The following is a 24990-nucleotide window of genomic DNA, read 5'->3' on the forward strand; positions in this document are numbered from 1 at the left end:
CTTTAAAGAGTGGAATGAAAAGTTTATAGGTATAAATTTAGTTAAATATATTTCTCTATAACCTATATAATTGAAGAAATTACTTATTCTTTGAGAAAAATCTATGAGAAAGAAGTATAAATTGATTCCCATAATTATATTAGTTATTGGTTTGCTAGCGTTTTTTATGCTTGGTGGTTATAAATATTTAACGCTTGAAACTCTTAAGCAAAACTATGATCGTTTACTTCATTTCACTTCCGAGAACTTAATATTAAGCTCTCTGATATATTCTGTTTGCTATATCTTAGTTGTTGCCTTTTCTATACCTGGCGCTGCTGTTATGACTTTACTAGGAGGTTTTCTTTTTGGTATCGTATTCGGCTCAATATTAGTTGTTTCATCAGCAACAATAGGTGCAGTTATTTTATTTCTAGCTGTGAAAACATCGTTTGGAGAAATGCTTAAGGATAAAGCAAAAGGTAGCATTGAAAAGATGAGAAAAGGATTTTCTGATAATGCTTTTAATTATTTATTAGTACTTAGACTAGTGCCAATCTTTCCTTTTTTTGTAATTAATATTGCTTGTGGTGTTTTAAATATAAAGCTAAAAGATTTTTTCTTTGGAACACTATTAGGAATAATTCCAGGTTCGGTGATTTATGTATGGGTTGGTACGGGTCTTGGTTACGCTATAAAGCAAGGGCAAGAGCTTAATCTTAGTATTATTTTTCAAAAAGAATTTATTTTACCAATTTTAGCTTTAGCATTACTTTCTTTAATTCCTGTAATAAAAAAGAAATTAACAAGAGATAAGTCTTATGAAAGAAATTAAAACGGATATTTGTATTATTGGTGGAGGTTCAGGAGGCTTATCTGTCGCTGCTGGAGCAGTGCAAATGGGTGCAAAGGTTGTTCTTTGTGAAGGCGGAGAAATGGGTGGAGATTGCCTAAATTATGGTTGTGTTCCATCTAAGGCAATGATCGAAGCTTCTAGGGTTGTTTATCATACAAAGAAAGCACATAAATTTGGGATAGAGATAGATGGTGTAAAGCCAAGTTATAAAAAGGTTCAGCAGCACGTTAAGAATGTCATAGCTAAAATAGCTCCTCATGATTCTGTAGAAAGGTTTGAAGGCTTAGGGGTGAATGTAATAAAAGAGTATGCTCAATTAGTCGATAGATATACAGTCAAAGCTGGGGAAACAATCATAAAAGCTAAATATATAGTTTTAGCTACAGGCTCACGAGCTAAAGTACCTCCTATAAAAGGTCTGGATGAAGTTAATTATTATACAAATGAAAATATTTTCGATATATCAGATAAACCTCAGGAGTTGACTGTTTTAGGTGGAGGTCCTATAGGAGTAGAGCTAGCTCAGGCTCATGCTTTATTAGGTTGTGAGGTAACTATTATTGAAGCTTTTTCTGATATTTTAAGTTTTGCTGATTCAGATTGTCGAAATGTAATCTTAAATGGATTTAAAAAGTTAGGTATAAATGTTGTCACAAACGCCAAGATACAAGAGATTTATAAAGATAATGACACTATTTATGTAAAAACAGATACTAATGTTTACTCTGGAACACATCTTCTAGTAGCTACAGGTAGAGCACCAAATATAAAGAAATTAAATCTTGGAGAAGTTGGTGTTGTTCATACAGAAAAAGGTGTAACAGTAGATTCATCACTAAGAACTAACTATAAAAATATTTATGCTATAGGAGATATTGCTGGTCCATATCAGTTTACACATGCAGCAGGTTATCATGCAGGTATAGTTATTCAGAATATGTTGTTTAAGCTTCCTGTTAAGGTTGATTATAAGAGTTTTCCTTTTGTAGTTTATACGACTCCTGAATTAGCTCAGACAGGTATGCCTATAAAAGAAGCTGATAAGCAGGATGCTAAAATTCTAACAATTGATTATGGTAGTAATGATAGAGCTCAGGCTAATTTGTCCACGGAAGGTTTGGTAAAAGTAGCTGTTGATAAAAAAGGTTATATACTTGGGGCTACAATTGTTGGAGAGAGTGCTGGCGAGCTTATAAATGAATGGACAATAGCTATTAGAAATAAATTTAAAATAAAGCAAATGACTTCACATATAGTAGCTTATCCAACTCTAAGTGAATTAAACAAAAGAGTTGCTGGGAGCTATTTTACTCCTATGCTTTATAGTAAAAAAGTTAAAACAATTGTTAAAATTTTATTAAAGATTCTTGGTAAAAGAATATGATAGAGCAAAAAGTTAGACCATGGTTTCAGAGATATTTTGTTGATATGGTAGCTATGGCTTTATCTAAATATTGTTCTCCAAGTAGTCTAACAATTGCTTCATTTATATTTGGTTTTATAAGTGCAATATTTATATTTATTGATATATATATAAGCGTCTTTTTTCTTTTACTTTCGGGATATTTTGACATATTAGATGGAAGTGTTGCTAGGATACAAGGAAAGTCATCATCATTTGGTACTATGTTAGATATTCTAAGTGATAGATTTGTAGAGGCTTTTATAATCATTGCTATATTTATCCATCAACCATATATTGCTTGGGTTGGTTTATTTATGATGATGTCAATAATCGTTTGTATAAGTAGTTTTTTGTTGGTTGGAATTTTTAGTCAGCAACAAAGTCATAAAAGTTTTTACTATAGTCCAGGGCTTATGGAGAGAGCGGAGACATTTATATTTTTTATTGTAATGATTCTTTTGCCTAGTACAACTTTGTATTTAGGTTTGGTTTTCACTATATTAGTATTGTGGACAACAATTTATAGAGTTTATGAGTTTTATTGTTATTCAAGTCAAGAAGGAGATTAGTTTATGCATAAGCATTTGAATAAAGTTTTTATAGCATATATGGCTGGATTAATAAGTGCTTTAATTTTGGTATACATTTTTACTTTTATTGCGAAGCAACAAATTCCTGTGTCAGAAGATTTTAAATTTAAGTTATACCGTTTGATGGTATGGGGAGGAGTTTGGGGTATTTTATTAGCATTACCTCTGTCTAAGAATATATGGGTTAAAGGCTCTATTGTTGGGCTAGCAGTTATATTTTTTAACTTCTTAGTGAAAATGCCTTTATCTGGTCAAGGTTTCTTTGCACTTAATGCGGGTACGGAAGTCTTTCTTATGAATATTATATTTAATTATTTATGGGGATTATTGGCCGCTGTAATATATGCTAAGGTTGCCAAGGGATAAGACTCTCAATAGTTTTAGGAGCATATATTATGCAAAAGTATCTGAATAAAGTTTTTATTGCTTATATGGCTGGTCTAGTAAGTGCATTAGTTATTGAGCTTTTATGGATTTTAGCAACTACACACAATCTAAATTTGACAGAAGAGCTTAAGTTTGAAATCTATCGCATGATGATCTGGGGTGGAGTTTGGGCGACACTTTTTGCTTTACCTATCTCAAAAAATATATGGGTAAAAAGTACTATTATTGCTCTAATAGTTATACTTTTTAATTATATGATAAGAATGCCTTATTCAGGAGATGGCTTTTTTGCATCAAATGCTGATAGTGGGTTATTTTATGCTAATATTATATTTAATTTTCCATGGGCATTTTTAGCAGGTTTTATTTATGATAAAACTATAGAGAGGGTGTGATGAGAAAATATTTTGTAGCGTGTATTTTGGTTTTCTGGACTATATTGGGTTTTTCAGCACAAAAATCAGAAGAATGGAAATATTGGGATCATTGGGATAAAGACTCAAAACAAGTTATAAACTTTGATCCATGGCAGCAATTTCTTAATAAATATCTTGTTAATATAGGTGATCAAACATATGTGAAATATGATCAGGTGTCACAGGAAGATCAAGAAAACTTAGAAAAAGCGATAGATGATTATAGTAATCTTAATATATTGTCTTATAACTCTAATCAGCAATTAGCATATTGGATAAATATGTATAATATGCTAACCGTTGATTTAATTCTAAAAAATAAAGGAATAACTTCAATTCGCCAAATTGATCCTAAATGGTTTGGAGCATCTACGGGAGTTTGGGATAAGCCAGTAATTAGAATAGAAGGTAAAGATATTACTTTAAATGATATAGAGCATCGTATTTTAAGACCAATATGGCAAGATCCACGTATTCATGCAACCTTGAATTGTGCATCTATTAGTTGTCCAAATCTATCTACACAAGCATTTGAAGGAAATATAATTGATAAGCAATTATATGATGCTTTTAGTAATTTTATTAATAGCCCTAAAGGTGTAAAAGTTGATGGAACTGGCTTATTAATATCAAAGATTTTTTTCTGGTATCATGCTGATTTTGGAAGTAACAAATCTATGGCAGATTATATATATAACTATTCAAAAGATCCAAAAGTAAAAGAATATGTTCAAAAGACCCATAAAATTAATTATCAAAACTATAATTGGAGTTTAAATATTTATAAAGGCGATTAGTTTTTACTATTTATACTTGCCTAAATTCAGTTTTATACTTGTTTTTCTTAATATTGCCACTATATGTATATTTGAGAAAGTTCATATAAGATTAATATTTTAAAAAAGGTTTATATAAATGGCAGATTATTATTCATTACTAGGTGTCAGTAAGGGTTGTTCTGAAGCAGACCTTAAAAAGGCATATAGACGATTAGCAAAAAAGTATCATCCAGACGTTAATAAAGATGCTGGGGCAGAGGATAAATTTAAAGAAATTCAAACTGCTTATGAAGTTCTAAGAGATCCAGAAAAAAGAAAGCTTTATGATTCTTATGGAGATAATTGGGATAAGGTACAACAAGGAGGCTTTGGCGGAGGCCAAGGGGGCTTCGGAGGTTTCGGTGGAGCAGGTGGTTCTTCGCAGAGTTTTAATTTTGAGGATTTAGGAGATATCTTCGGCGATCTTTTTGGTGGAGGCGGTGGCAGAGCTAGTGGCTTTGGTGGTCGTCAAAGAGCTCAAAAAGGTGAAGATATAACAATTTCTCTAAAATTAACTGTTGATGAAGCTTTAAATGGTGGTAAGAAAAATGTTGCCTTTAGCTATCAAGAAGTTGGAGCTAATGGTATGCCATCAATTAAACATGAAAATGTTGATGTAACTATTCCAAAAGCGATAGGTAATGGTAAAAAGCTTCGCTTGAAAGGTAAGGGTGCTGCTGGTATAGGCACAAATGCTCCTGCTGGAGATTTGTTTATAAAGATTGAAGTAGTTGCTAGCGGTAATTATAGGGTTGAAGATAATGATGTTTATGAACATATTAATATAACTCCATGGGAAGCCGCATTAGGGACTTCATTAGAGATAGATACTCCTTTCGGTAAGAAGAAAATGAAAGTTCCAGAGAATACTCAGTCTGGACGTAAAATGAGAATAAAAGGTAAAGGTCTTGCAGGAGCTGATTTCTATGTTGTTTATGATGTCAAATTACCTGCAGCAGATACAAATGAAAAGAAAGAGTTTTATGATAAGATGAAGGAGTTAATGGATTTTAATCCAAGAAATTAGAAGTTGTATAAATTCTATATTTTTATATAATACTAAATCAGTATACTATTATTTAATAACTTATTAAATGATTTATAAACAGTTAAAATCTTTATTAGATATACCTCGAGGTACAGTTTATATATTTTTTATTTATAGTATCTTGTTGGGAATTCTTTCTTTAACGATCCCAATTTCTGTTCAGACTCTTGTGAACTTGGTTAATGTCAGTATTTCTACAAGACCCATTATTAGTCTGACTATTATTTTATTTGTTCTATTAACAACAGCTTTTTGTATTAGAATATTTCAGATTTATTTAGTCGAGCATATAGAGCGAAGATTGTTTGTTAATCTATCAGTCAAGATATTAGAGAAAATCAATAAAATAAGATTCTATAACTTTACAAATATTAATGTAGCAGAAAAAGTTAATAGAGCCTTTGAGCTACCAATGTTACAGAAATCTGTTTCAATAATATTTATAACATTGTTAGATATAGTATTACAGATAATATTTTGTGTCATAATATTGGGGTTTTACCATCCTCTTTTTTTAACTTTTGACATTCTTTTAGTAACTTTAGTTTTTTTATCTTTATTTTTACCTTTTTTCTCAGCTTGTAAAACAGCCTATGCTGAGTCTACATGCAAGTATGAAATAGTTGCCTGGTTTGAGGAGTTAGCTAATAATCCCATTTCCTTTAGACAAGCAAATAATGCTGATTTGAGTTTAAAAATTTTAGATAAACATTTATGTGATTATATAGGCTATAGGAAAAAGCATTTTGGATTTTTATTAAGGCATCATATTTATATTGGCATAACTTATATTTTGATAAATATAGCTTTATTAAGCTTAGGTTCATACTTGATTATTAAAGGTCAATTATCTATTGGTCAGTTAATAGCTGCAGAATTATTAATAAATGTTGTTCTTGTTGGAATGTTAAAGTTTAGCTACTATCTTGATGACTGCTACGACTTTATTGTTGGTGCTATAAAGATAAAACAGTTATTTGAGATTTCGGAACTTGAGAAAATAGAAAAACTCTCATTAAATGTCTCTAGTATTGATAGGCTTAAAATATTAGATAAAGATATAGAGCTAAATGTAAGCTTCAAAAATAAAAATATAGAACAGTTAGTTTTAGATAAGGAAAGTACTAATAAGATATGTCTGAGTCTGCTAGATGGTAATAAATTTGAATCATTTTCTTTATATATTAATGATCATGATCTTTCTATATATGATCAAAGTAGTTTGAATGAAAAATTAATTTTGATTAGAAATATTGAGTTATATGATGCAAAAGTTATTGAAAATATAAAACTAGGTCAGTTAGAGAGTTTTAAGGTAGAGTTTCTTAAAGAAGTATTAGTAAAACTTGATTTAGAGTATCTTGAAGAGATATTTTATGAAAGAATTGATTCACAAATAGTCAAATACAAGATTGATTATAATGATCAAGTTATTTTGATGATCTTAAGAGCAATAATGATGGATCCTAAGCTTATTCTTATTGTTGACGTTTTTTATTTTTTAAATACTGAACTACAAAATAAAATAATTAATTTATTAAATGAGTTAAAAATTCCTACGATAATAATTAGGCAGGGTTCAAATGTTAGAAAGTCAGAGATTGCTTAAAAAAAGTCCTAGTTTAGCAAAAGTAATTATAGTAGTTTTTATAGTTGTATTTTCTTTAGTAACAATTTTAGCATTTGTTCCATGGCAACAGACAGCTGCTAGCTATGGATATGTTACTACGCTATCACCTTCTGAAAGACAGCAAAATATATCAGCTCCTATGGGGGGACGTCTTGGTAGATGGTTTGTTTTTGAAGGCGAGAAAGTAAAAAAAGGAGATCCCATTGTTGAAGTTATTGATTTAGATCCTGAAGTATTATCCAGATTAGAAGAAGAAAAAAAAGCCATAGAACTTAGCATAGCATCATCAGAACTAGCAATTAAGAATGCTAAAAAAAATGTTGCAAGACATAAGCACCTTGTTAAAACTGGAGCAAGTACTCAGAGAATAATTGAACAGTCAGAATTTGAGTTAGTGAATTATACTAAAGAGCTTGCGATACAAAGAGTTAATTTAGCAAAGGTTAAGGTTTCAATAGCAAGGCAGAAAAGTAGATTAGTAAAGGCTCCTGTTGATGGAGTAATTGTTGATAGAGTTCATGGTGTTGGGGGTCTAATAGTTAAGGAGACTGACGTTTTAGCAACTATAGTTCCAGAAAGTAAAACTCGTATTGTAGAGTTATGGGTTAAAAATATGGATATTCCTTTGATAAAGCTGAGAGATAAAGTGATGTTGCAGTTTGAGGGCTGGCCTGCTGTTCAGTTTAGTGGATGGCCTCAGATAGCAATTGGTACTTTTGAGGGGGAAGTAATGTTTATTTCTCCACAAAATAATTACTTAGGCGAATATAAGATCTTTGTTAAGCCTGCCGGCGATAGAAATTGGCCTTCTCCAGATATTTTACGTCTTGGTACTGGAGTGAAAGCTTGGGTAATGCTTAATAAAGTTAGTTTAGGTTATGAATTGTGGAGGAGATATAACGGTTTTCCAATTAATCTAAACAGTCCAGATTTGCGTATAGAAGAAACTAAAGAAGTTGTTTAAGGCTATGCTATAGTATATAAATTATGCTAAATCTTTTTAAATAAATATTCATCTATGAAAAAAACACATATTCAACTAGTAACTTTAGCCATTATCACTATTATGGGTATGGATCTTATTGATACTACAGTTATGAATAATATCTTACCCAAAATAGCTGAAACTTTTGATGTTACTCCAGTTCATTTAAAGATGGGTATTAGTATATATATGATTATCATGGGTATGTTTTTACCAATTAGTTCTTGGATTGCAGAGAAAGTAGGCTATCGTAAGACATTGATTTTTGCGGCAAGTGGTTTTGGTTTTTTCTCCATGATGACTGGTTTAGCAACATCAGATATTCAGATGTTTACGTACAGAGGTTTTCAAGGTTTATTTGCTGCATTCTCAGCTCCTGTTGCAAGCTTAGCTTATCTTAAATTTTCAGAAAATATGTTGGAAGGTACAGCATCTCTATCTAACTATACTTTAATAATGGCAGTAGTAGGGCAAATACTTGGAGGTATGCTCGCTTCGATCTCACCAGAATCATGGAGATTAGCTTTTTTATTGCAAGTTCCTTTTGCATTATTTGCCATTCTCATTTTATATAAAATCTTTCCAAAGGAGGATTTACTTAATAAAGATAGGAAGTTCGATTTTTTAGGGTTAACTATAATTGGTTTATCGATCTCATTTCTATTTATTCTGAGTGAGGTTATTTTAAAAGATGTGGCAGTTTGGATTAAAATTAGCCTAGCTGTTGGTGTATGTTTTTCAGTATCTTTATATGCTTTTGTTTATAGGAAGATAAAGGATCCTGTCATAGATTTTAGTATTTTTAAAAATCATGATTTTAAAATTCCTTTTTATACAAATTTTCTATGCAGACTAAGTGTTTATTGGGTGTTTTTTGCTTGGCCTGTGGTTCTTTATAATCTAAGTCATTTAAACACTATTTATATATCTATCATGTCAGTATTTCTGATGCTGGGTACTATAGTGTCGAAGAAAGTAACTAAAAAGCTTATATATCATTATGGATATAAGCTTTGTATGATAGTAGGCCTTATTGGAATAGCATTTGTTTTATCTTTATCTATAGTTTTTGATATTCATTATCATTATTTCACCTTCTGTTTGATGGCTATGGCATATGGCTTTGTGTTGGGAATGTATCAAACTTCGTCTAATGCAGTAATGTACACCGTTATAGATAAAAGTAAGCTAGATAGTGTAAATACCCTTAAGAATTCAAGTAATATGATTTCATCAGCTTTTGCTTTAACAGCATTTACATTGGCATATGATTTTTATCATATGTTAGGTTCAGATCATCATTGGGAGAAGGTTTTCTCAGAGGCTTATTATGCAGTAGTGCTTTCAGCAGCGATTATTCAAATATTACTAGCTCTCTGGATATTTTTTGGAATGAGGAATATTAGAGAAAATCTATAGATAGATTTAATTCTCTGATTTATTTTTTATTATTGTCAAAATGTGCTAAATTTAAATATTAAGTGTTAGTCTTTTATATTTTTGATGCAAGAAGTCTCTTTTATTAAACAGCTTGGTGGAGTTTCAATTATAGCAGGAACTGCCATTGGAGCTGGTATGTTAGGAATCCCTTTCGCAGTTGCAGCTACAGGCTTTTATTTTGCTGTTTTTTTACTACTTATTGTCTGGGTGGTTATGTATGCTACTGCGATGCTTTTAGTTGAGATAAGCTCTTCGCAACCTATAGGTGTAGATATGGATTCTATAGCCTATAACTTACTTGGAAAGTGGGGGAAAGCTTTCAATTTAGTATTTTACTTATTACTTTTATATTCTTTACTTACAGCCTATATATTTATGGGAGGAGAGTTATTTTCGGACTATATTCTAAAACCTATAAGTGATGGTTTGAATGACTGGTCTAAAGTAGTTTTTTGTGTGATGTTTGGTTATTGTATATTTATGGGTACAAAAGCAACTTTTTACGTTAATAAATTTTTCTTATTTTTAAAAATTTTAGCTTTTGTGATGTTTGTTTTATTTATTATTCCAGATGTTAAATCCTCATTTTTAAAAGAAAGTCATTTTGGTTTTAGTTACGGATGGTTTGCTATTCCGATTCTAGTTACATCTTTTGGTTTTCATATAGTTATTCCAGCTATTAGAAATTACTATAAAAATGATAAGGTCTTTAAGAAGGTAGTCAGTATAGGGGCGGTTACTCCCTTCATAGTGTATTTGATTTGGGTTTTTGTAACATTAGGAACGATTCCTCTATATGGTTCTAATGGGTTTGTTGAGCTTGTCGAAAATGGTAGTAGTTTAGCTCAAGGTTATATGGCTCAAGATAAAATATCTGTAATTTTATTTATTAAGTTTTTTGAAAATTTTGCTATTGTTACATCTTTTTTAGGCGTTGCATTAGCATTATTTTCTTTTAATAAAGATCTTTATAATATTGAGGCAAAAACTATAGCGAAAAGACTTCTTATTTTATGTATAACTCTAGCTCCCCCTTTATTTTTTGCCATTTATTTTGTAGATAGTTTTATATCAGCATTAGGTTACGCAAGTATATTCGTAGCCTTTTTGTTAATAATACAACCAGCTATGATGGCATGGTCATTAAGAACAGCAAATAAAACTAATAACTTTGTTAGTAAGCTGTATTTACTAGTGATACTCTTAAGCGGAGTTGGTATTATTACATTGCAATTGCTAGTTTCATTTGGTAAATTGGCACATATATAATATTTATATAATTGTTCATTATTTCCTTAAGAAAATTAGGCCTAATTTAAAATATGAAAAAACCAAATTTTGATTTTAATAAAATGGATTCTGAAGAGATATTCACTACTAAAAAATATGAATTTAACATTGATCAGTTAAATAAAGAAGCAAAAGAAATAAAAGATATCTTTAAACTTATACAGTTAGTAAGGTTAGATAGAATAAAGAGCCAAGAAGAATATACTAAACATAGAAGAAAGCTAATCAATGATAGAATGGCCTTAGAAGCTCAGGTTATTGATACAAAGAAATTATATGGAAAGCAGATTACTTCTTTGCATGAGGAATATAATTCTGTAAAATCTAATATGGAGAAAGAGTTAACTGAGCTAAGGAAAAGGCTAGGTTAATTTTAAAGAGATACAAAGTTAGTCGGACAGTCGCGGTAGCTTGCTACTGAGGAAAGTCCGGGCTTTACAGAGCAGGATGCCAGATAACACCTGGAAGGCGTGAGCCTATGGAAAGTGCAACAGAAAATATACCGCCAATCTTTTTTAGTTTGGTAAGGGTGAAAAGGTGCGGTAAAAGCGCACCGCATTGGTGGTAACACTCAATGGCATTGTAAACCCCATCTAAAGCAAGACCAAATAGTGCTACTATGATGTTGCTCGCATCGTAGCAGGGTAGGTCGCTTGAGCTTGCTGGTGACAGTAAGCCTAGATAAATGACTGTCTATTACAGAACCCGGCTTATAGACTAACTTTGTTTTTTATTTATCTAAAAAGGGAAGAAAAAATAAATGCAAGTTATAGACTCTAAATTACTTGATAGTAATGGTCATATTAATGAAGAGTTATTTTTATCTCAGCTAAAAAGTTTTTTCCCTTCAGAGAAGTTGTCCCTAATAGAATCAGCTATAAATTTATTAAAGAAAAATAGTAGTCCAACTGTTAGGCATATTACTGGAATAAATGTATACATATATGCCATAGAAATGGCTTATATCTTATTCCAAATAAAAGCTGATGAGGATTCAGTAGCATCAGGGCTTCTATATGATATATATAGTAGATCTGTTATTTCCGATGAAGATGTGGAAAATGCTTGTGGCATTTCAGTCTTAAAAATTCTTCAAGGCTCTAAAAAGATGACCGCAATTAAGATGTATCGTTCAGAAAGTATAAGTTTAGAGCAAATAGATACTTTCAGAAAAATGCTTCTTACAGTAATAGAAGATGTCCGTATAGTTTTAGTAAAAATAGTAGATAAACTTTGTACTATTAGACATATAAAATCTTTAGAGGATGAGCAAAGGTTAACAATAGCTAGAGAGACCTTGGATATTTATGCTCCATTAGCAAATAGATTGGGCCTTTTCCAAATTAAATGGGAGTTAGAAGATAGGGCTTTTTCATTTCTAAATCCTGAGGACTATAAAAAAATAGCAAAAGCTTTAGGTTCAACAAGATTAGAAAGAGAAAGTAGACTTGAAAAAGCAAGGCAGGATTTAGCTACAGCTATAAATAAGCAGAATATTCATGCTGAAATAAATGGAAGAATTAAGCATATATATAGCATCTGGAAAAAGTTAAAAAATAAAGGGTATGCTGGTTTAGATAGACTGTTTGATATTACAGCTCTAAGAATTGTTGTTGACACTATTGATCAATGTTATAAAGCTTTAGCTGTAGTTAATGATATATGGGAGCCTATAGCTGAAGAATTTACAGATTATATCGTGAGTCCTAAGGCGAATGGTTATAAATCAATACATACTGTTGTTTATGCATATGGACAAGTGTTAGAAGTTCAAATAAGAACTAAAGAAATGCATGAGGAATCAGAACTTGGTTTTGCTGCTCATTGGAGATATAAAGAGGGAGTTAAGTTCGATCCAAGTTATGAGGCGAGAGTTATATGGCTAAGATCATTATTAGCATGGGAAAAAGATATCAATCAAGAAGAACAGTCGATATCTCAAGAACTTAATAAAAGAGTTTATATATTTACTCCAGCTAATGAGCTTGTTGATTTGTCAATAGGTTCTACAGTTTTGGATTTTGCTTATTCTGTTCACACTATGGTCGGACACAGAACTAGAGGAGCTAAGCTAAATGGTAGAATAGTTCCTCTAACTACAAAACTACAGACTGGTGATAAGGTTGAGATATTAACTAATAAATTACCAAATCCAAGTAAAGACTGGGCTTTAGAAAGTGAAGGGTTTTTATTTTCTCCTAGACATAGATCAAGAGTGACTAAATGGTTTAATGAGCAGAATAAGGAAGATAATATAGCTCTAGGCAAAGAGCGATTAACAAAAGAGTTAAAAGGTTATAATTTAAAAGAGCCGGACTATACTGAAGTAGCAAAAAAGTTTAATATGCTTGATGCAGATACTCTTTTTGCTAGTGTTGAAAATGGAACTATTAGATTAAAAAGTTTAGTTAATCATATATTAGATAATTATTCGGCTGAAGAAAGAACTGTTAAAAGAGGATCTTCTTTCAAAAATGATAAAGTTGATCCAAGTAAGCCCAAAAGTATTCTTGTGTCTGGATATTCAGGGATGAAATATGTTTTTGCTAAATGTTGTGAGCCTGAGCCTAATGATGACATAGCTGGATATATGAGTGTTGGTAAGGGTGTTGTTATCCATACAACTAAATGTCCAAATTTAGATTACTTAAAAGAAAAAAATCCTGAAAGATTTATTGAAGTTAAATGGATAAATAAAGAGTAGTTAAGATTTTTTAGTTATATTTCCAGTATTTTTTGATTGTGTTATCCAGCCAGTGAACACATTAAAAGAAACATTATTTGTAGAGTTTATATTCTTACCATCTTTAGTTTGACCACCAACTGATAATTTATGTTCTCCAGGTATTGGTCTAGCTATTGTCCATTTTCCATCTGCATATTTAGCTGGAACAACATCTCCATCTATTATAAATTGTGGCTTATCATCCTTTGATAATACTGGATTAGTTTTAACCTCTATAACATCTTCTTTAGAGAAAACTCCTTGTCCTTCTGATGGGGAAGTGATTGTCACAGGGTATCTATTAAATTCGTTTTGTAGAGTTTCATTTTGTTGTTTCGCTTGAGGCGAATTTTCTAACGTAGATAGTTTTGACTGGTCTATCTCTACATTTTGATTTTCTGTATTAGGGTTTGCTATTTTAGATGCTTGAGATGGTACATCAACAACAGTTGGTTTACCAACCTCAACTTCTCTATATTCAATATTTGCAGGAGGTTTTTTCTCAGAGAAAACAGTAGTTCCATCTTCACTTACCCAAGAATAAACTGGACTTGCATATGAGAATGAGCTAAAAATTAGCGCCGTAAAAAATGATATTATGATTTTTTTCATAAGGTTCCTAAGAAAACTAGTAAAAAAGTTAACCTAAAAGTGATTATATTATTAAAGTAATGACAAACAAAGTGTAAATGGTAAAATAAATATCCTAATTAATATATTTAAAGGTTAAATTTTGGTTACTTTAGATTATGTTGTATTGGAGACTATTGCTAATTTATTTTTATTAATATTCTCTATTCTTTTAATGAAAGAAAAACGATTTAGCTGGTTATTTTTACTAGTGCCTACTTTAATGAAAATATATGTTTATGGTAAATATAGCGTACTCCTTTCAACAGTGTATTTGTCAGCAGAAATATTAGCAGTTTTGTTTGTAGCGACTATTTGGTTTAAGAATAATTACTTCATCAAATTGAATAAAAAAATATTTATAAAAGCTTTATTAATATCTGCTTTATTATTAACTTTATGGGTATTTGCGGTTTATAAATTGATAAATCCAGCAATTCTTTCTTTTGAAATGCTTTTTGGTTTTGGGTATCTATGTTATATGATTTTTGTTATAGGCTGTGTTTTCTTAGCATTTAGAACTATATATAGTTTACTTATGATTGCTGTAGTATTTATAAGTTATGCTTTGTCATATGGACAAGTGGCTATGGCGACTAAAAATATGCCAGTTAATGGAACTTCATTTTCTATATGTTACGGATTATCCGCGTTATTTCTTTTTATTGCGGGCATAGCTTTAGTTAGTAAATATACTCAAATAAATAGATCTTTTAAATAGAGTAAATATCAAATCTATTTGCTTTACCCTTAAGTTGAGAAGTTGGTTGTTTATTAGCTAAAAAGTTTGCCTTGATTGGTCTTTTAACAATAACTTTTTTTGCTATTCTGTGAGTCATTATTTTTTCTAAAAGCTCTGAGTTATTTTCATCTTCATTAAAGGCTATTTTATGAAAAATTTGCATTTCTTTTTTTACTTTTGCTGACTTTTTTCTTTCTGGAAACATAGGGTCGAGATATACACAGTCAAAAGAGGTATTTGTTTTAAGTATAAAATCACAACTATCAGTATTTAATAATTCCATTCGATTGGCAATTTCTTCTAGATGAGTATTATTTTTTGCCCTTTCTAATGCGTTGTACAGTAATAAAAATATATAAGTATCTTTTTCTATGGCTGTAACTAAATGACCTCTTGATGCTAATGTAAAAGCATCTCTCCCAAGCCCAGCTGTTGTATCAAGTATTTTAAGGATACCTTTACTTCTACCTTCTACAGCCTGAACCACATTACATTTTTTAGTTTTTGGATTTATTCTTTCTAGAATATCTGTGCTAGAAAAATCTATAGATAGTTTCTGATCTATATTGTGTAAAGTTAAAACCTTATCCTCCAAGCATAGAAACTTTTCTGCATTGCTATTAATACAGATATCTATATTTGGATTTATGCTTTTTATATAAGCTTGAGTTTCTTTATCTAGTACTATAATCATTTTAAGATTTCTTTTTTGCTCTGGGATGGGTTTTATCAAAAACTTCAGCAAGTTGCTGAAAATCTAAATGAGTATATATTTGAGTACTAGATATATCGGAGTGTCCTAATAGTTTTTTTACTGCAAGCAAGTCTTTAGATGATTCTAAAAGGTGTGTGGCAAATGAGTGTCTAAGCATATGCGGATGAATATGTTTACTAGCATATTTTTTTGCAAAAATTTCTAATCTTTTTTGTATTGAGCGATTTGATAAATGTTCGCCTTTGTTATTTATAAACAAGTAATCAGTTTTAGGATTATATTCTTCTCTAATATTTATCCATTTTTTTAAAGTATTATTAGTTTTTGTTCCAAAGTAGACAACTCTTTCTTTATTTCCTTTCCCCAAAACCCTTAAGCTTTGTTGAGAGAAATCTATTTTTGATATGGTCAAACCTGATAGTTCTGATAATCTTATTCCACAACTATATATCATATCAAAAATAGCAATATCTCGAACTTCTGTTTTTGAGCTCGGATTTATATCTAATAGAAATGCTAACTCATCAACATTAACTGTTTTTGGTAGAGTTTTAGAATCTTTAGGAGGCTTTATATCAAAAGTAGGATTATTTTTTATAAAATCTAAATCTATTAAAAAGTTAAAGAAACTACGAACAGAACTTATTTTTCTCTGTAGAGTTTTTGAGGAATCTCCTTTAGAGTGGCAATCTCTTATCCAATTTGTTATATCTGAAGGTGAAGTATTTTTTATGTTATAGGTGTTTAAAAAAGCACTTAATTGTTTTAAGTCTTTACAATAGCTTTCAATAGTTCGTGGAGAATAGTTTTTATGATATTTTAGATCATCAAGAAATTTATTTATTAAATTGTCCACGGAATCTTAAAAGTTAGAATAAAACACAAAGTATAACAATGATCCCAGAAATCCAAGAAATTATCCAGAATGTTTTAACTTTACTAATTTTGTAATTAAAACTTTCTTTTAAAGAACTCTTTTTCACAACTATAAGAGAGGGTATGATCATAAGTAGTACTGCAATACATACTCCAACATAAGTCATAGCATATATGAATATATTTGGATTCACCTGATTTATTATTAATGGTACAGAGAAGGTCAAAATAATTCCTATAGCTAGTGTAATATATTTATTCTTTAATTTATCAAGATTATAACTATCAATATTAAAGTGTAATAAAGATAGGTTAACACTTAAAAAAGATGTCATTATAGCGACATATGTAAATACATGTAGAACTATATCAGTAGTTTTAGTATGTACTTTACTGCCTAATGCTCTAAGAATATCACCTATATTTGCATCTTGGACTGGAGTTTTATCAAATATTGATTGCATAAAACTTACTGGACCATGTAAAGGAAGAACACCTAGTATGGTTACAACCCATATTAAATATAATATCAACGGGATAATGCTACCTATGATTATTACCTTTCTCATATCTTTATGGTTCTTATGTAGGTAATCAGATAAAGCTGGAACGATAATGTGTGATGTAAAAGAAGTAGCAAAAATTGGAATAGCAATTAATAAGGAAGCACCTAATTCAACAGGAGATGCTAGCAAATTAGAGGTGTCAATATAGTTGTTTAAAACGAAACATAATATTATTAGAACTAATATTTTTAAGATAATAAAAACTCTGTTCGCATAATCTACAATTCTAGTTCCAAATGCAACAATACTTCCGAAAACTAATACAAATACAATTGAACAGACATTTTCATGTAAAGAAGGAAAAGTGGCTGTTAAAGAAGAGGCTGCCGCCGAAATATAAGCAGTACTAATGCAATACATAAGTATAAGAAAAGAAACAGAAGCTACAGCACCACCAATCTTTCCAAGATAACGTTCTGTAATACTTTTAAAGCTACTACCATAAGGCATGGAGCAAGAGACATCTGTAATTACTAATGCTGTATAAGTCATTATGCTCCACATAATGATTATAATGAGAGAACTCAATAAAAACCCTAATTTTGCAGTTATAATTGGTAAAGCTAAAATGCCAGCACCAATCATGGTGCCAACTATTATCATAATAGAACCAAATATTCTAATCTTGCTATTTTGAGTATTGTGCATTGTAGAAGTCTCTCTTTTAAAAAAAATATTAATGTTCTGCTGGTGTAGCGGAATTTTTCTTTTGCAAATATATTGCGTCAAAATTTATTGGAGAGAGGTTGAGAGGGAGGAAGCCACCACGGTGAATAGAGCTATCTAAAACTCTTTTAGAATAAGGGAATAAAGTATTAGGGCAGTATGTATTTAATACTGAATCTAATTGTTCTTCACTCATTCCTGTAATAGTAAATATTCCAGACTGTGTAACTTCAGCGATATAGGCATTAGCTTCATTATTTTTAGTATTTACAGTAATTGTTAAATCAACTTCGTAATTACTTTCATCTAATTTTTTGAAATTTATGTCTAAGTTGAAATCAACTTTTGGATTCCATTGTTGTTTGAATACTTCTGGCGAGTTCATAGACTCAAAAGAAACATCTTTTGTATATACTTTTTGTATCACAAAAGATGGCTGATTTTGATTATCTTCCATTAACTAGATCCTTCAAAATTGAAAATTAATTTTACTTATTCTGATTATTATAACAAATAAGGTAGTTATTATGTAGAGTTTAGTTTGAGTAATCCTTTTTGAGTTCATCTAATATAATCAAGGCTTCTAAGGGAGTTATTTTACTTATATCAATGTCTTTTAGTTTGTTTTTGATATTTAAAGAATTTTTATCTTGTTCTTGAAATAAATTTTTTTGAGGAGTTTCTATAGTTTTTAAACTTGTTTTATTTTCCAATCCTTTTAATATTTTTTCGGCACTATTTATAACATCATTTGAGATTCCTGCTAGTTTTGCAACTTGGATACCATAAGATTTTTTAGCAGCACCGGACTTAGCTTGATGCATGAAATATATATTATCTTTGTATTCTTTAGCTTCAAAGTGAATGTTCTTTATGTTCTTATATTTGTTTTCTAAATCTGTAAGCTCAAAGTAGTGAGTAGCAAATAAGGTAAATGAATTCATCTTGCTTAGTTTTTCAGCACATGCTTGGGCAAGTGATAATCCATCAAAAGTACTAGTTCCTCTACCTATTTCATCCATTATAACTAAACTTTGACTAGTCGCCTTATCTAGGATATAAGCTGTTTCAGTCATTTCAACCATAAATGTAGATCGTCCGCTTGCTATATCATCTGAAGCTCCTACCCGAGTAAATATTGCATCGATGTCGCAAATTTCGGCACTTGACGCTGGTACAAAACACCCAGTATGTGCTAGAAATATTAATTGAGCAATTTGTCTCATATAGGTTGATTTACCGCCCATATTTGGACCTGTTATTATTTCAAGAGTATGAGAATCTCTAGATAGAAGAGTGTCGTTAGGAATAAAAGGTTCATCAATATTGTGCTCTATTGCAAGATGTCTAACTTGCTTTAGGTCTAATAAATTTGATTTATTAAAAGATGGTTGTACTAGTTTAAGAGTATGTGTTCTTTCTGCAAAATTTGAAAGCACATCTAATTGAGCAATTTGCTCTGATGTTTCTTGGATTTCAGTATAGAACTCTAATATATCTTTTAATAAATTTTCATAGATATATTTTTCTCTTGCTAAAGCTCTTTCTTTACTGGAAAGGATCTCATTTTCAAAATTTTTCAGCTCTTCTGTTACATACCTCTCACTGCCTTTTAATGTTTGGCGTCTGATGTAGTCATTAGGAACTTGATCAGAATATTGCTTTGAAAGTTCTATATAATATCCATGAACTCTGTTATAACCAATTTTAAGGGCATTTATATTGGTTTTCTTTCTTTCTTCTTGTTCAAGTTTAGATAAGAATTCATAGGCATTTTCTTTTATACTTTTTAATTTATCAAGCTCAGCATCAAAACCATCTTTTATAATCCCCCCATCACGAATTGTTGCTGGTGGCATATCTACAATAGCGATGTGTAATTTGTTATAAACCTCTTGAAGAGAGTGTATTTTTTGATTTACGTTTTCTATTTGCTTATTCTGAAGTTGATCTAATTCTTTTTTAAGGTTAGGTAAAACCTCTAAAGTTTCTTTTAAAGAAATAAGATCTTTAGGTTTAACTGTCCCTAAAGCGATTCTGGAAATGATTCTTTCAATATCAGAAGTGTACTGAAGTATATTCTGTATTTTTGAATATTTTTGTTCTTTCAAGAAAGTATTAATAATAGAGTGTCTTATAGCAATCTCTTCTAAATTTTTTGTAGGATTTTTAAAAAAATTTTTTAATAAACGACTTCCAAGATTCGTTTTGCATTTATCTATTATGTGTAAAAGAGTATTTTTATTGTTTGGATTGTCAATTTCTAAGTTGATTCTACTATTGTAATCAATATTAAGAATATTGGATGAGTCAGCTTCAGATATGGTATGTATGTGACTTGGAGAGTTCTTAACATTATTGTTTAAATATGAAAGTAAAGACCCAACAACAATAATCTTTTCATTAGATGCATTTTCTAGAAACTTATTAGTAATTGATGTCGGAAGAGAGTCTTTAATTTTAGTTTTGCAATTATTAGTTTTGTATTCCCATTCCTCTAGTGCTTTAAATGGTATGGTAGTAGGGTTTTCTTCGAATATGCTGATATCGTTGGTTATTATTTCTTTAGGATTCAATCTTAATATTTCGTTTGTAAGTGCAGCTAAGCTGTTTACTGGCTTTAATATAAATATTTTACCCTGAGTATAGTTGGCATAACCAATATGAAATTTATTTCCTTTTTTAAATATAGTAAATAAAAAACTGTCTTCATTAGTATCTAAGAACATCTCCTCAGAAACTGTTGCTGGTGTTATTATTCTCGTGACAGCTCTTTCAACAGGGCCTTTTGATGTTGCAGGGTCACCAATCTGTTCACAGATAGCGATACTTAATCCTTTCTTGATTACTTTTGCGATATAACCTTCTGCAGCATGGTAAGGGACTCCAGCCATTGGAATAGGTTCATCATTTGATTTACCACGTGCTGTTAAAGTTATGTCTAATAAATTAGCAGCTTTTTTAGCATCATCAAAGAAGAGTTCATAAAAATCACCCATTCTATAAAATAATAAAATATCAGGATGCTGAGATTTTATTTTTAAATATTGTTGTATCATTGGGGTGTGCGATTCTATATTTTGCATTTTAGACTTTAAGATTTTCACAAATGTATTATCCATGATTATAGTATAGTTTTAAGTTAGAATAAAAAAGTAAAGATGAAATAGGCTTTTTTAGATGCCAGATAAGTAAGGTGAAGAGGAGGGTGTAAAGAGTACGGTTATTGTCTCGGATAGTTTTCATAGTTCAAAAAGAAATGGAGTTCTAAATGAAGAAAAATTGGAATAAAGATGAATTAACCTTAAAATTGTGTATAGAAGACAAGATAGAGGTTACAGGGAAAAACTTTTATAAAAATACCGAAACAGGGACTAGCACAGGGCCCGTCACGACTGGGGCCAGTTAGAGGAAGGCGGTTCAGTGGCTGTTAAACAAACAGCTTAGAGACTGTAATAAAATAATTATTAAAGTATTTAATTTGAAGAATAATTTGTTTAATAATATTTATCTCTAAGTTAGCATCTGTCCTTACGTATTTGGTTGTTTTCATAACATTTAGTAAGTACTCATAAAGTTGGCAGATTTTACTTATAAACTTTTCTTTAGTATTTTTCCTAAGATCATTTACTCCTTGTTGCAAATGATTTGGAATGCTAAATAGTTTCTTGCCAAACAAATTTGCTATATTCACTGTCTGGTGTAAAGCCGACTGATTACACCAGCTAACGATCTTGTAAGTATATATAGAGCTATTATAAGAAACAGTTGTTCCAATTTCATAAGTTCCGAGTTTATCAGGATATGAAGTTTCTATCTCTTTTATGGACTTTTTAGCTCCTGATGGTTTATCAATCTTATTATCTGAAATTGATGGGAAATATCTTGTTTTTCTCTCTTAATGAATACTATATAAACTTTTCCATAGAAAAATTACTCTCATTTGTGTTAATGTAGTTAATAAAGAATTTGGACGATTGTTTTTTTATAATTATTTAACGTTGTTGGTGGTTGTTATTATGTTAAAAGTTTGGAGGACGGAAGATTTAGAAGTTAAAAGGTTAAGTGACCCTCAAGTGGACGGAAAAGGTTTTAGCTACCCTACCGAAGCCTCACCGTCGGTTACCTCAAGAGGTGGACCGAGTTAGGTTTTTTGATAATTAATAATCAAACAAAAACTTTAGAAATAGATTTAAAATAATTATTAAAGTATTTAATCTGAAGAATAATTTGTTTAATAATATTTATCTCTAAGTTGTTCTATAAATATACTTATGAGTTTATTTATAACTCTAAAAGCTTTTGAGGTACCTCCTTGATTTTTATTAGAGATATAATCATTGGAGAAAGAGTTTTTTCTTTTAATACTTTCAGCTAAAGTTTTTAATATCTGGATACTTTTTCCATACATCACACCAGCTATGATGTTTGACATAATAATCGTATTGGCAAAGTCTGTATCTGTAGTAAAGTGATCGATGCTTAAATCATTATCTTTTATAGGGAATGATGTATGATAAATAAGATCATTGCTTTTGATTGTATTGGCATATAGCGACGGTAGCCAGAGAATTGAAATACAAAAAGTTAATATTTGAATTAGTCGTATACAATATGTTAGTTAAAATATTTAAGTTTTAATTAATTTTAGCATTAGTTAGTTTCAATTATCAGATTGGTTTTACAGCAAAAACTAATTTTTAATAAAGGCTGCATAATCTTTTATATCTACTTTTATTTAAATAACCTTGACGGTATAGCTAAAAATACTTTAAAATCGTTAGAAGAATTTTATTTTTATAACTTATTTTGATAGTTGGGGTATTACGATGAATTATTTAGACTTTGAATCTAAAATAAAAGAAGTGGAAGAGAAAATCACTTCACTGTCTCATATGTTTGAGGATGAAAAAGCAGAAGCAGAGTTAAAAAAGCTTAATAAAAAAAGATTGGAGCTTATGGAATCAGTTTATTCAAAGCTTACAGATTGGCAAGTAGTTCAATTATCTCGCCATCCAGATAGACCTTATTTTAAGGATTTATTACCTTTAGTATTTACTGATTTTCAAGAGCTTCATGGTGATAGGGCTTTTGGTGATGACCTTGCGGTAATAGGAGGCATAGCAAAATTAAATAATAAGCCTGTTATGGTAATCGGTCAGGAAAAAGGTAGAGATACAAAGAGTAAAATTAAGCATAATTTTGGGATGATGCATCCAGAAGGATATAGAAAAGCTCTTAGATTAATGAAACTGGCTGAGAAATTTAATATGCCTATAGTTACATTTATTGATACTCCTGGTGCTTATCCTGGAATTAAAGCTGAAGAAAGAGGTCAGAGTGAAGCTATTGCTAGAAATCTTTTCGAAATGAGTGCACTTAAAGTTCCTGTAATTTGTCTAGTCATTGGAGAAGGTTGTTCAGGTGGTGCATTGGGAATAGGTGTTGGTGATAAACTTCTGATGTTGCAGTATAGTTATTTTGCAACAATTTCTCCAGAAGGGTGTGCAACAATATTACATAAAACAGCAGAAAAAGCTTCTGAAGTAACTAAGATGATGAATATTACATCAGGTAGACTGAAAGAGTTGGGTATTGTTGATGATGTTATTTCTGAGCCATTAGGTGGAGCACATAGAGATTTTAATGCTACAGCTGAAAATATCAAAAAAGCTTTATCTAAAGAGTTAAATAATTTATGTGGTCTGTCAGTAGATCAAAGAAACTCAATTAGATATAAAAAGTTAATGTCTTTCGGACAATTTGTTGAAGCTTAATTTCCTAATTATTTATTCTTATATTTCGTTGTTTACTTTCTAGAAATACTTAAGCTAAAAGTTTAATATATATGATAGTTTTCTTTATGTTAAATTAATTCATGAAGCTATCAGTTATAAACAAAAATAGAGGTATGGCTTTAATTGAAGCTTTGATTGCTTCATTGATTTTATTATTTGCCTTTTCTGCTGCGATTATGATTGTTGGTAGTATTTTAGCTAGTATGAGTATTGAAAATAAACGTGATCAGATAGCTGGAGAATTAGATAAAAGAGTGAATGAGTATAGATTGTCAGGTATTTTTGATCTTAATAAAGATGGAGAAGTCATTTTTATACAGAAAGATGTTACTGATCAAGAAATAAAAAAGGCGGAACAACTTAAAGATATTAAAGTTACAAATAAACAAAACTACCGAATAGTTAGATTCTATGCTTTAGATGAGGCATCGGGTATTAAAGAATCTATTACAGTAGTTGAGCAGCCAAAAAATAATAATAAAAATGAAATTAAATCGTAGATTAAATGGTTTTTCTCTTGTTGAGCTTATGGTTGCTATGGTTGTGGCAGCTATAGTTATGAGCATGGCTATAGGAATATACATTTCTATAAAAAAAGAATATAAAAAGATTAATAAGATTCAAGAAGAGAACTCTACTCAATTAGTTGTTAAACAAGCATTATATAACACTATAAAAAATGGTGGTTTCAATTTAAGGTTTGGCTATTTATCTCACCACTTTGTAGACAAAACGGGAGATTATCTTGATGTCTTTGGTAAGTATGGAGCTATTACGATAGGACAACTTCCTGTTCCATCATCAAGCCTTCCAGAGTCGCTTCAATCTGGCGCATGTAGGTATGAGCAAGAAAAATGTTTTCAGCCAGGTACAGATTATTTAATGCTTCAAAGAGATGATGGAGATGCTACACTTTCTGGGGCTCCTGAAGCAAATATTCTAAAAGTAAGTGAAGAAGTTAAGCAAGCGTTACAAATAACACAAGATAATTATCTATTGATATGTAATGAAGCAGAGTGTGATTTGGCAAAAGTATTTTCAACTGAAAATGAAGGGGAGGTGGCTCTAACAGCACCACTTACTGGAAATTTCAAAGCTGGAGATTACATTGGTAAATATTCCTTAGATATTTACTATGTGGCAGATTCGGGGAAAACTGATGAGAATAATGAGCCAATATATTCACTTTATGTATATATAAAACAAGGATCTGATGAGGGGACTTCTTATGAGCTTGTTAGTGGAATTAGTGATTTCACTATAGAATACGTTTCTAGGAAGTTTTTGAAAAATGGTCAGCGAGTTACTTGGGAAAAAGTTAAGGAAGCTTATGTAGATATCGATTCTAAAAATATAGCAGCCTTAAAATTTTCTTTTAAAATAAAAGACAGAAATTTTGAGCAAATAGTGTTATTGGATAAGGTGTAG

General features: G+C 30.5%; 24 protein-coding genes and 1 other RNA gene. 18 read left to right on the forward strand and 7 right to left on the reverse strand.

Features of this window, described 5'->3' with window-relative positions; genetic code table 11:
• The first annotated feature begins 103 nt into the window (after window positions 1–103).
• The 14 genes from KX01_RS03635 to KX01_RS03700 all read left to right on the forward strand — a co-directional run bounded on the left by KX01_RS03635 (window position 104) and on the right by KX01_RS03700 (window position 13548).
• Complete coding sequence (locus KX01_RS03635) at window positions 104–814, forward strand: TVP38/TMEM64 family protein (protein ID WP_071663701.1); 711 nt, start codon at window positions 104–106, stop codon at window positions 812–814.
• Window positions 801–2219, forward strand: coding sequence for a dihydrolipoyl dehydrogenase family protein (locus tag KX01_RS03640; protein ID WP_071663702.1), 1419 nt, complete (start codon window positions 801–803; stop codon window positions 2217–2219). The genes KX01_RS03635 and KX01_RS03640 overlap by 14 nt, the downstream gene beginning before the upstream one ends.
• The gene (locus KX01_RS03645; RefSeq protein ID WP_071663703.1) at window positions 2216–2809 is read left to right on the forward strand and encodes a CDP-alcohol phosphatidyltransferase family protein; all 594 of its coding nucleotides are present in this window, start codon (window positions 2216–2218) and stop codon (window positions 2807–2809) included. Before KX01_RS03640 ends, KX01_RS03645 begins: the two co-directional genes overlap by 4 nt.
• Window positions 2810–2812: 3 nt before the next feature.
• On the forward strand, window positions 2813–3196 hold the full coding sequence (locus KX01_RS03650) for a membrane lipoprotein (protein ID WP_071663704.1): 384 nt from the start codon (window positions 2813–2815) through the stop codon (window positions 3194–3196).
• Between the two features lie 29 nt (window positions 3197–3225).
• Window positions 3226–3612 carry a membrane lipoprotein gene (locus tag KX01_RS03655; RefSeq protein WP_071663705.1) on the forward strand — a complete coding sequence of 129 codons (387 nt, stop codon included), beginning with the start codon at window positions 3226–3228 and terminating at the stop codon, window positions 3610–3612.
• Complete coding sequence (locus tag KX01_RS03660) at window positions 3612–4430, forward strand: DUF547 domain-containing protein (RefSeq protein WP_071663706.1); 819 nt, start codon at window positions 3612–3614, stop codon at window positions 4428–4430. The genes KX01_RS03655 and KX01_RS03660 overlap by 1 nt, the downstream gene beginning before the upstream one ends.
• A gap of 118 nt (window positions 4431–4548) precedes the next feature.
• A complete protein-coding gene (locus KX01_RS03665; protein WP_071663707.1) occupies window positions 4549–5478 on the forward strand; it encodes a DnaJ C-terminal domain-containing protein in 930 nt (309 codons plus the stop codon).
• 67 nt (window positions 5479–5545) lie between these two features.
• Window positions 5546–7108: an ATP-binding cassette domain-containing protein gene (locus tag KX01_RS03670; protein ID WP_071663708.1), complete on the forward strand. Its 1563-nt coding sequence runs from the start codon at window positions 5546–5548 to the stop codon at window positions 7106–7108.
• The gene (locus KX01_RS03675; RefSeq protein ID WP_071663709.1) at window positions 7083–8093 is read left to right on the forward strand and encodes an HlyD family secretion protein; all 1011 of its coding nucleotides are present in this window, start codon (window positions 7083–7085) and stop codon (window positions 8091–8093) included. The genes KX01_RS03670 and KX01_RS03675 overlap by 26 nt, the downstream gene beginning before the upstream one ends.
• A 54-nt stretch (window positions 8094–8147) precedes the next feature.
• Complete coding sequence (locus KX01_RS03680) at window positions 8148–9533, forward strand: MFS transporter (protein WP_071663710.1); 1386 nt, start codon at window positions 8148–8150, stop codon at window positions 9531–9533.
• Between the two features lie 84 nt (window positions 9534–9617).
• The gene (locus KX01_RS03685; protein ID WP_071663711.1) at window positions 9618–10823 is read left to right on the forward strand and encodes an amino acid permease; all 1206 of its coding nucleotides are present in this window, start codon (window positions 9618–9620) and stop codon (window positions 10821–10823) included.
• A gap of 53 nt (window positions 10824–10876) precedes the next feature.
• Complete coding sequence (locus KX01_RS03690; protein ID WP_071663712.1) at window positions 10877–11215, forward strand: hypothetical protein; 339 nt, start codon at window positions 10877–10879, stop codon at window positions 11213–11215.
• A 14-nt stretch (window positions 11216–11229) separates the two neighbouring features.
• An RNA gene (rnpB, locus tag KX01_RS03695) (RNase P RNA component class A) lies at window positions 11230–11573 on the forward strand.
• A 31-nt stretch (window positions 11574–11604) separates the two neighbouring features.
• Window positions 11605–13548, forward strand: coding sequence for a RelA/SpoT family protein (locus tag KX01_RS03700; RefSeq protein ID WP_071663713.1), 1944 nt, complete (start codon window positions 11605–11607; stop codon window positions 13546–13548).
• Here KX01_RS03700 and KX01_RS03705 read toward each other — a convergent pair whose 3' ends face one another.
• Entirely contained in the window at window positions 13549–14181 is a 633-nt protein-coding gene (locus tag KX01_RS03705; protein ID WP_071663714.1) for a DUF4124 domain-containing protein, read from the reverse strand.
• 121 nt (window positions 14182–14302) lie between these two features.
• Here KX01_RS03705 and KX01_RS03710 point away from each other — a divergent pair, with 121 nt between their 5' ends.
• Window positions 14303–14920 (forward strand): hypothetical protein, encoded by a 618-nt coding sequence (locus KX01_RS03710; protein WP_071663715.1) that lies wholly within the window; start codon window positions 14303–14305, stop codon window positions 14918–14920.
• Here KX01_RS03710 and KX01_RS03715 read toward each other — a convergent pair.
• The 6 genes from KX01_RS03715 to KX01_RS09355 all read right to left on the reverse strand — a co-directional run bounded on the left by KX01_RS03715 (window position 14913) and on the right by KX01_RS09355 (window position 22199).
• Window positions 14913–15632, reverse strand: coding sequence for a class I SAM-dependent methyltransferase (locus tag KX01_RS03715; RefSeq protein WP_408606613.1), 720 nt, complete (start codon window positions 15630–15632; stop codon window positions 14913–14915). The genes KX01_RS03710 and KX01_RS03715 overlap by 8 nt on opposite strands.
• A 4-nt stretch (window positions 15633–15636) precedes the next feature.
• A complete protein-coding gene (gene xerA, locus KX01_RS03720; RefSeq protein WP_071663717.1) occupies window positions 15637–16512 on the reverse strand; it encodes a site-specific tyrosine recombinase/integron integrase in 876 nt (291 codons plus the stop codon).
• Window positions 16513–16525: 13 nt separating this feature from the next.
• On the reverse strand, window positions 16526–17746 hold the full coding sequence (locus tag KX01_RS03725) for an amino acid permease (protein ID WP_071663718.1): 1221 nt from the start codon (window positions 17744–17746) through the stop codon (window positions 16526–16528).
• Window positions 17747–17774: 28 nt separating this feature from the next.
• Window positions 17775–18221 (reverse strand): protein-export chaperone SecB, encoded by a 447-nt coding sequence (gene secB, locus KX01_RS03730; RefSeq protein WP_071663719.1) that lies wholly within the window; start codon window positions 18219–18221, stop codon window positions 17775–17777.
• 79 nt (window positions 18222–18300) lie between these two features.
• Window positions 18301–20850, reverse strand: coding sequence for a DNA mismatch repair protein MutS (gene mutS / locus KX01_RS03735; RefSeq protein ID WP_071664740.1), 2550 nt, complete (start codon window positions 20848–20850; stop codon window positions 18301–18303).
• A 1148-nt stretch (window positions 20851–21998) separates the two neighbouring features.
• Complete coding sequence (locus KX01_RS09355; RefSeq protein WP_156860369.1) at window positions 21999–22199, reverse strand: hypothetical protein; 201 nt, start codon at window positions 22197–22199, stop codon at window positions 21999–22001.
• A 394-nt stretch (window positions 22200–22593) separates the two neighbouring features.
• On the opposite strand from KX01_RS09355, the gene KX01_RS03745 reads away from it, so the two are divergent.
• The 3 genes from KX01_RS03745 (at window position 22594) to KX01_RS03755 (ending at window position 24990) form a co-directional block, all read left to right on the forward strand.
• On the forward strand, window positions 22594–23541 hold the full coding sequence (locus KX01_RS03745) for an acetyl-CoA carboxylase carboxyltransferase subunit alpha (protein WP_071663721.1): 948 nt from the start codon (window positions 22594–22596) through the stop codon (window positions 23539–23541).
• Window positions 23542–23642: 101 nt separating this feature from the next.
• Window positions 23643–24062, forward strand: a complete 420-nt coding sequence (locus tag KX01_RS03750; RefSeq protein WP_071663722.1) for a hypothetical protein — start codon at window positions 23643–23645, stop codon at window positions 24060–24062.
• Window positions 24046–24990, forward strand: coding sequence for a PilW family protein (locus tag KX01_RS03755; RefSeq protein ID WP_083578894.1), 945 nt, complete (start codon window positions 24046–24048; stop codon window positions 24988–24990). The genes KX01_RS03750 and KX01_RS03755 overlap by 17 nt, the downstream gene beginning before the upstream one ends.

It is taken from the genome of Francisella frigiditurris (assembly GCF_001880225.1).
GTDB lineage: Bacteria > Pseudomonadota > Gammaproteobacteria > Francisellales > Francisellaceae > Francisella > Francisella frigiditurris.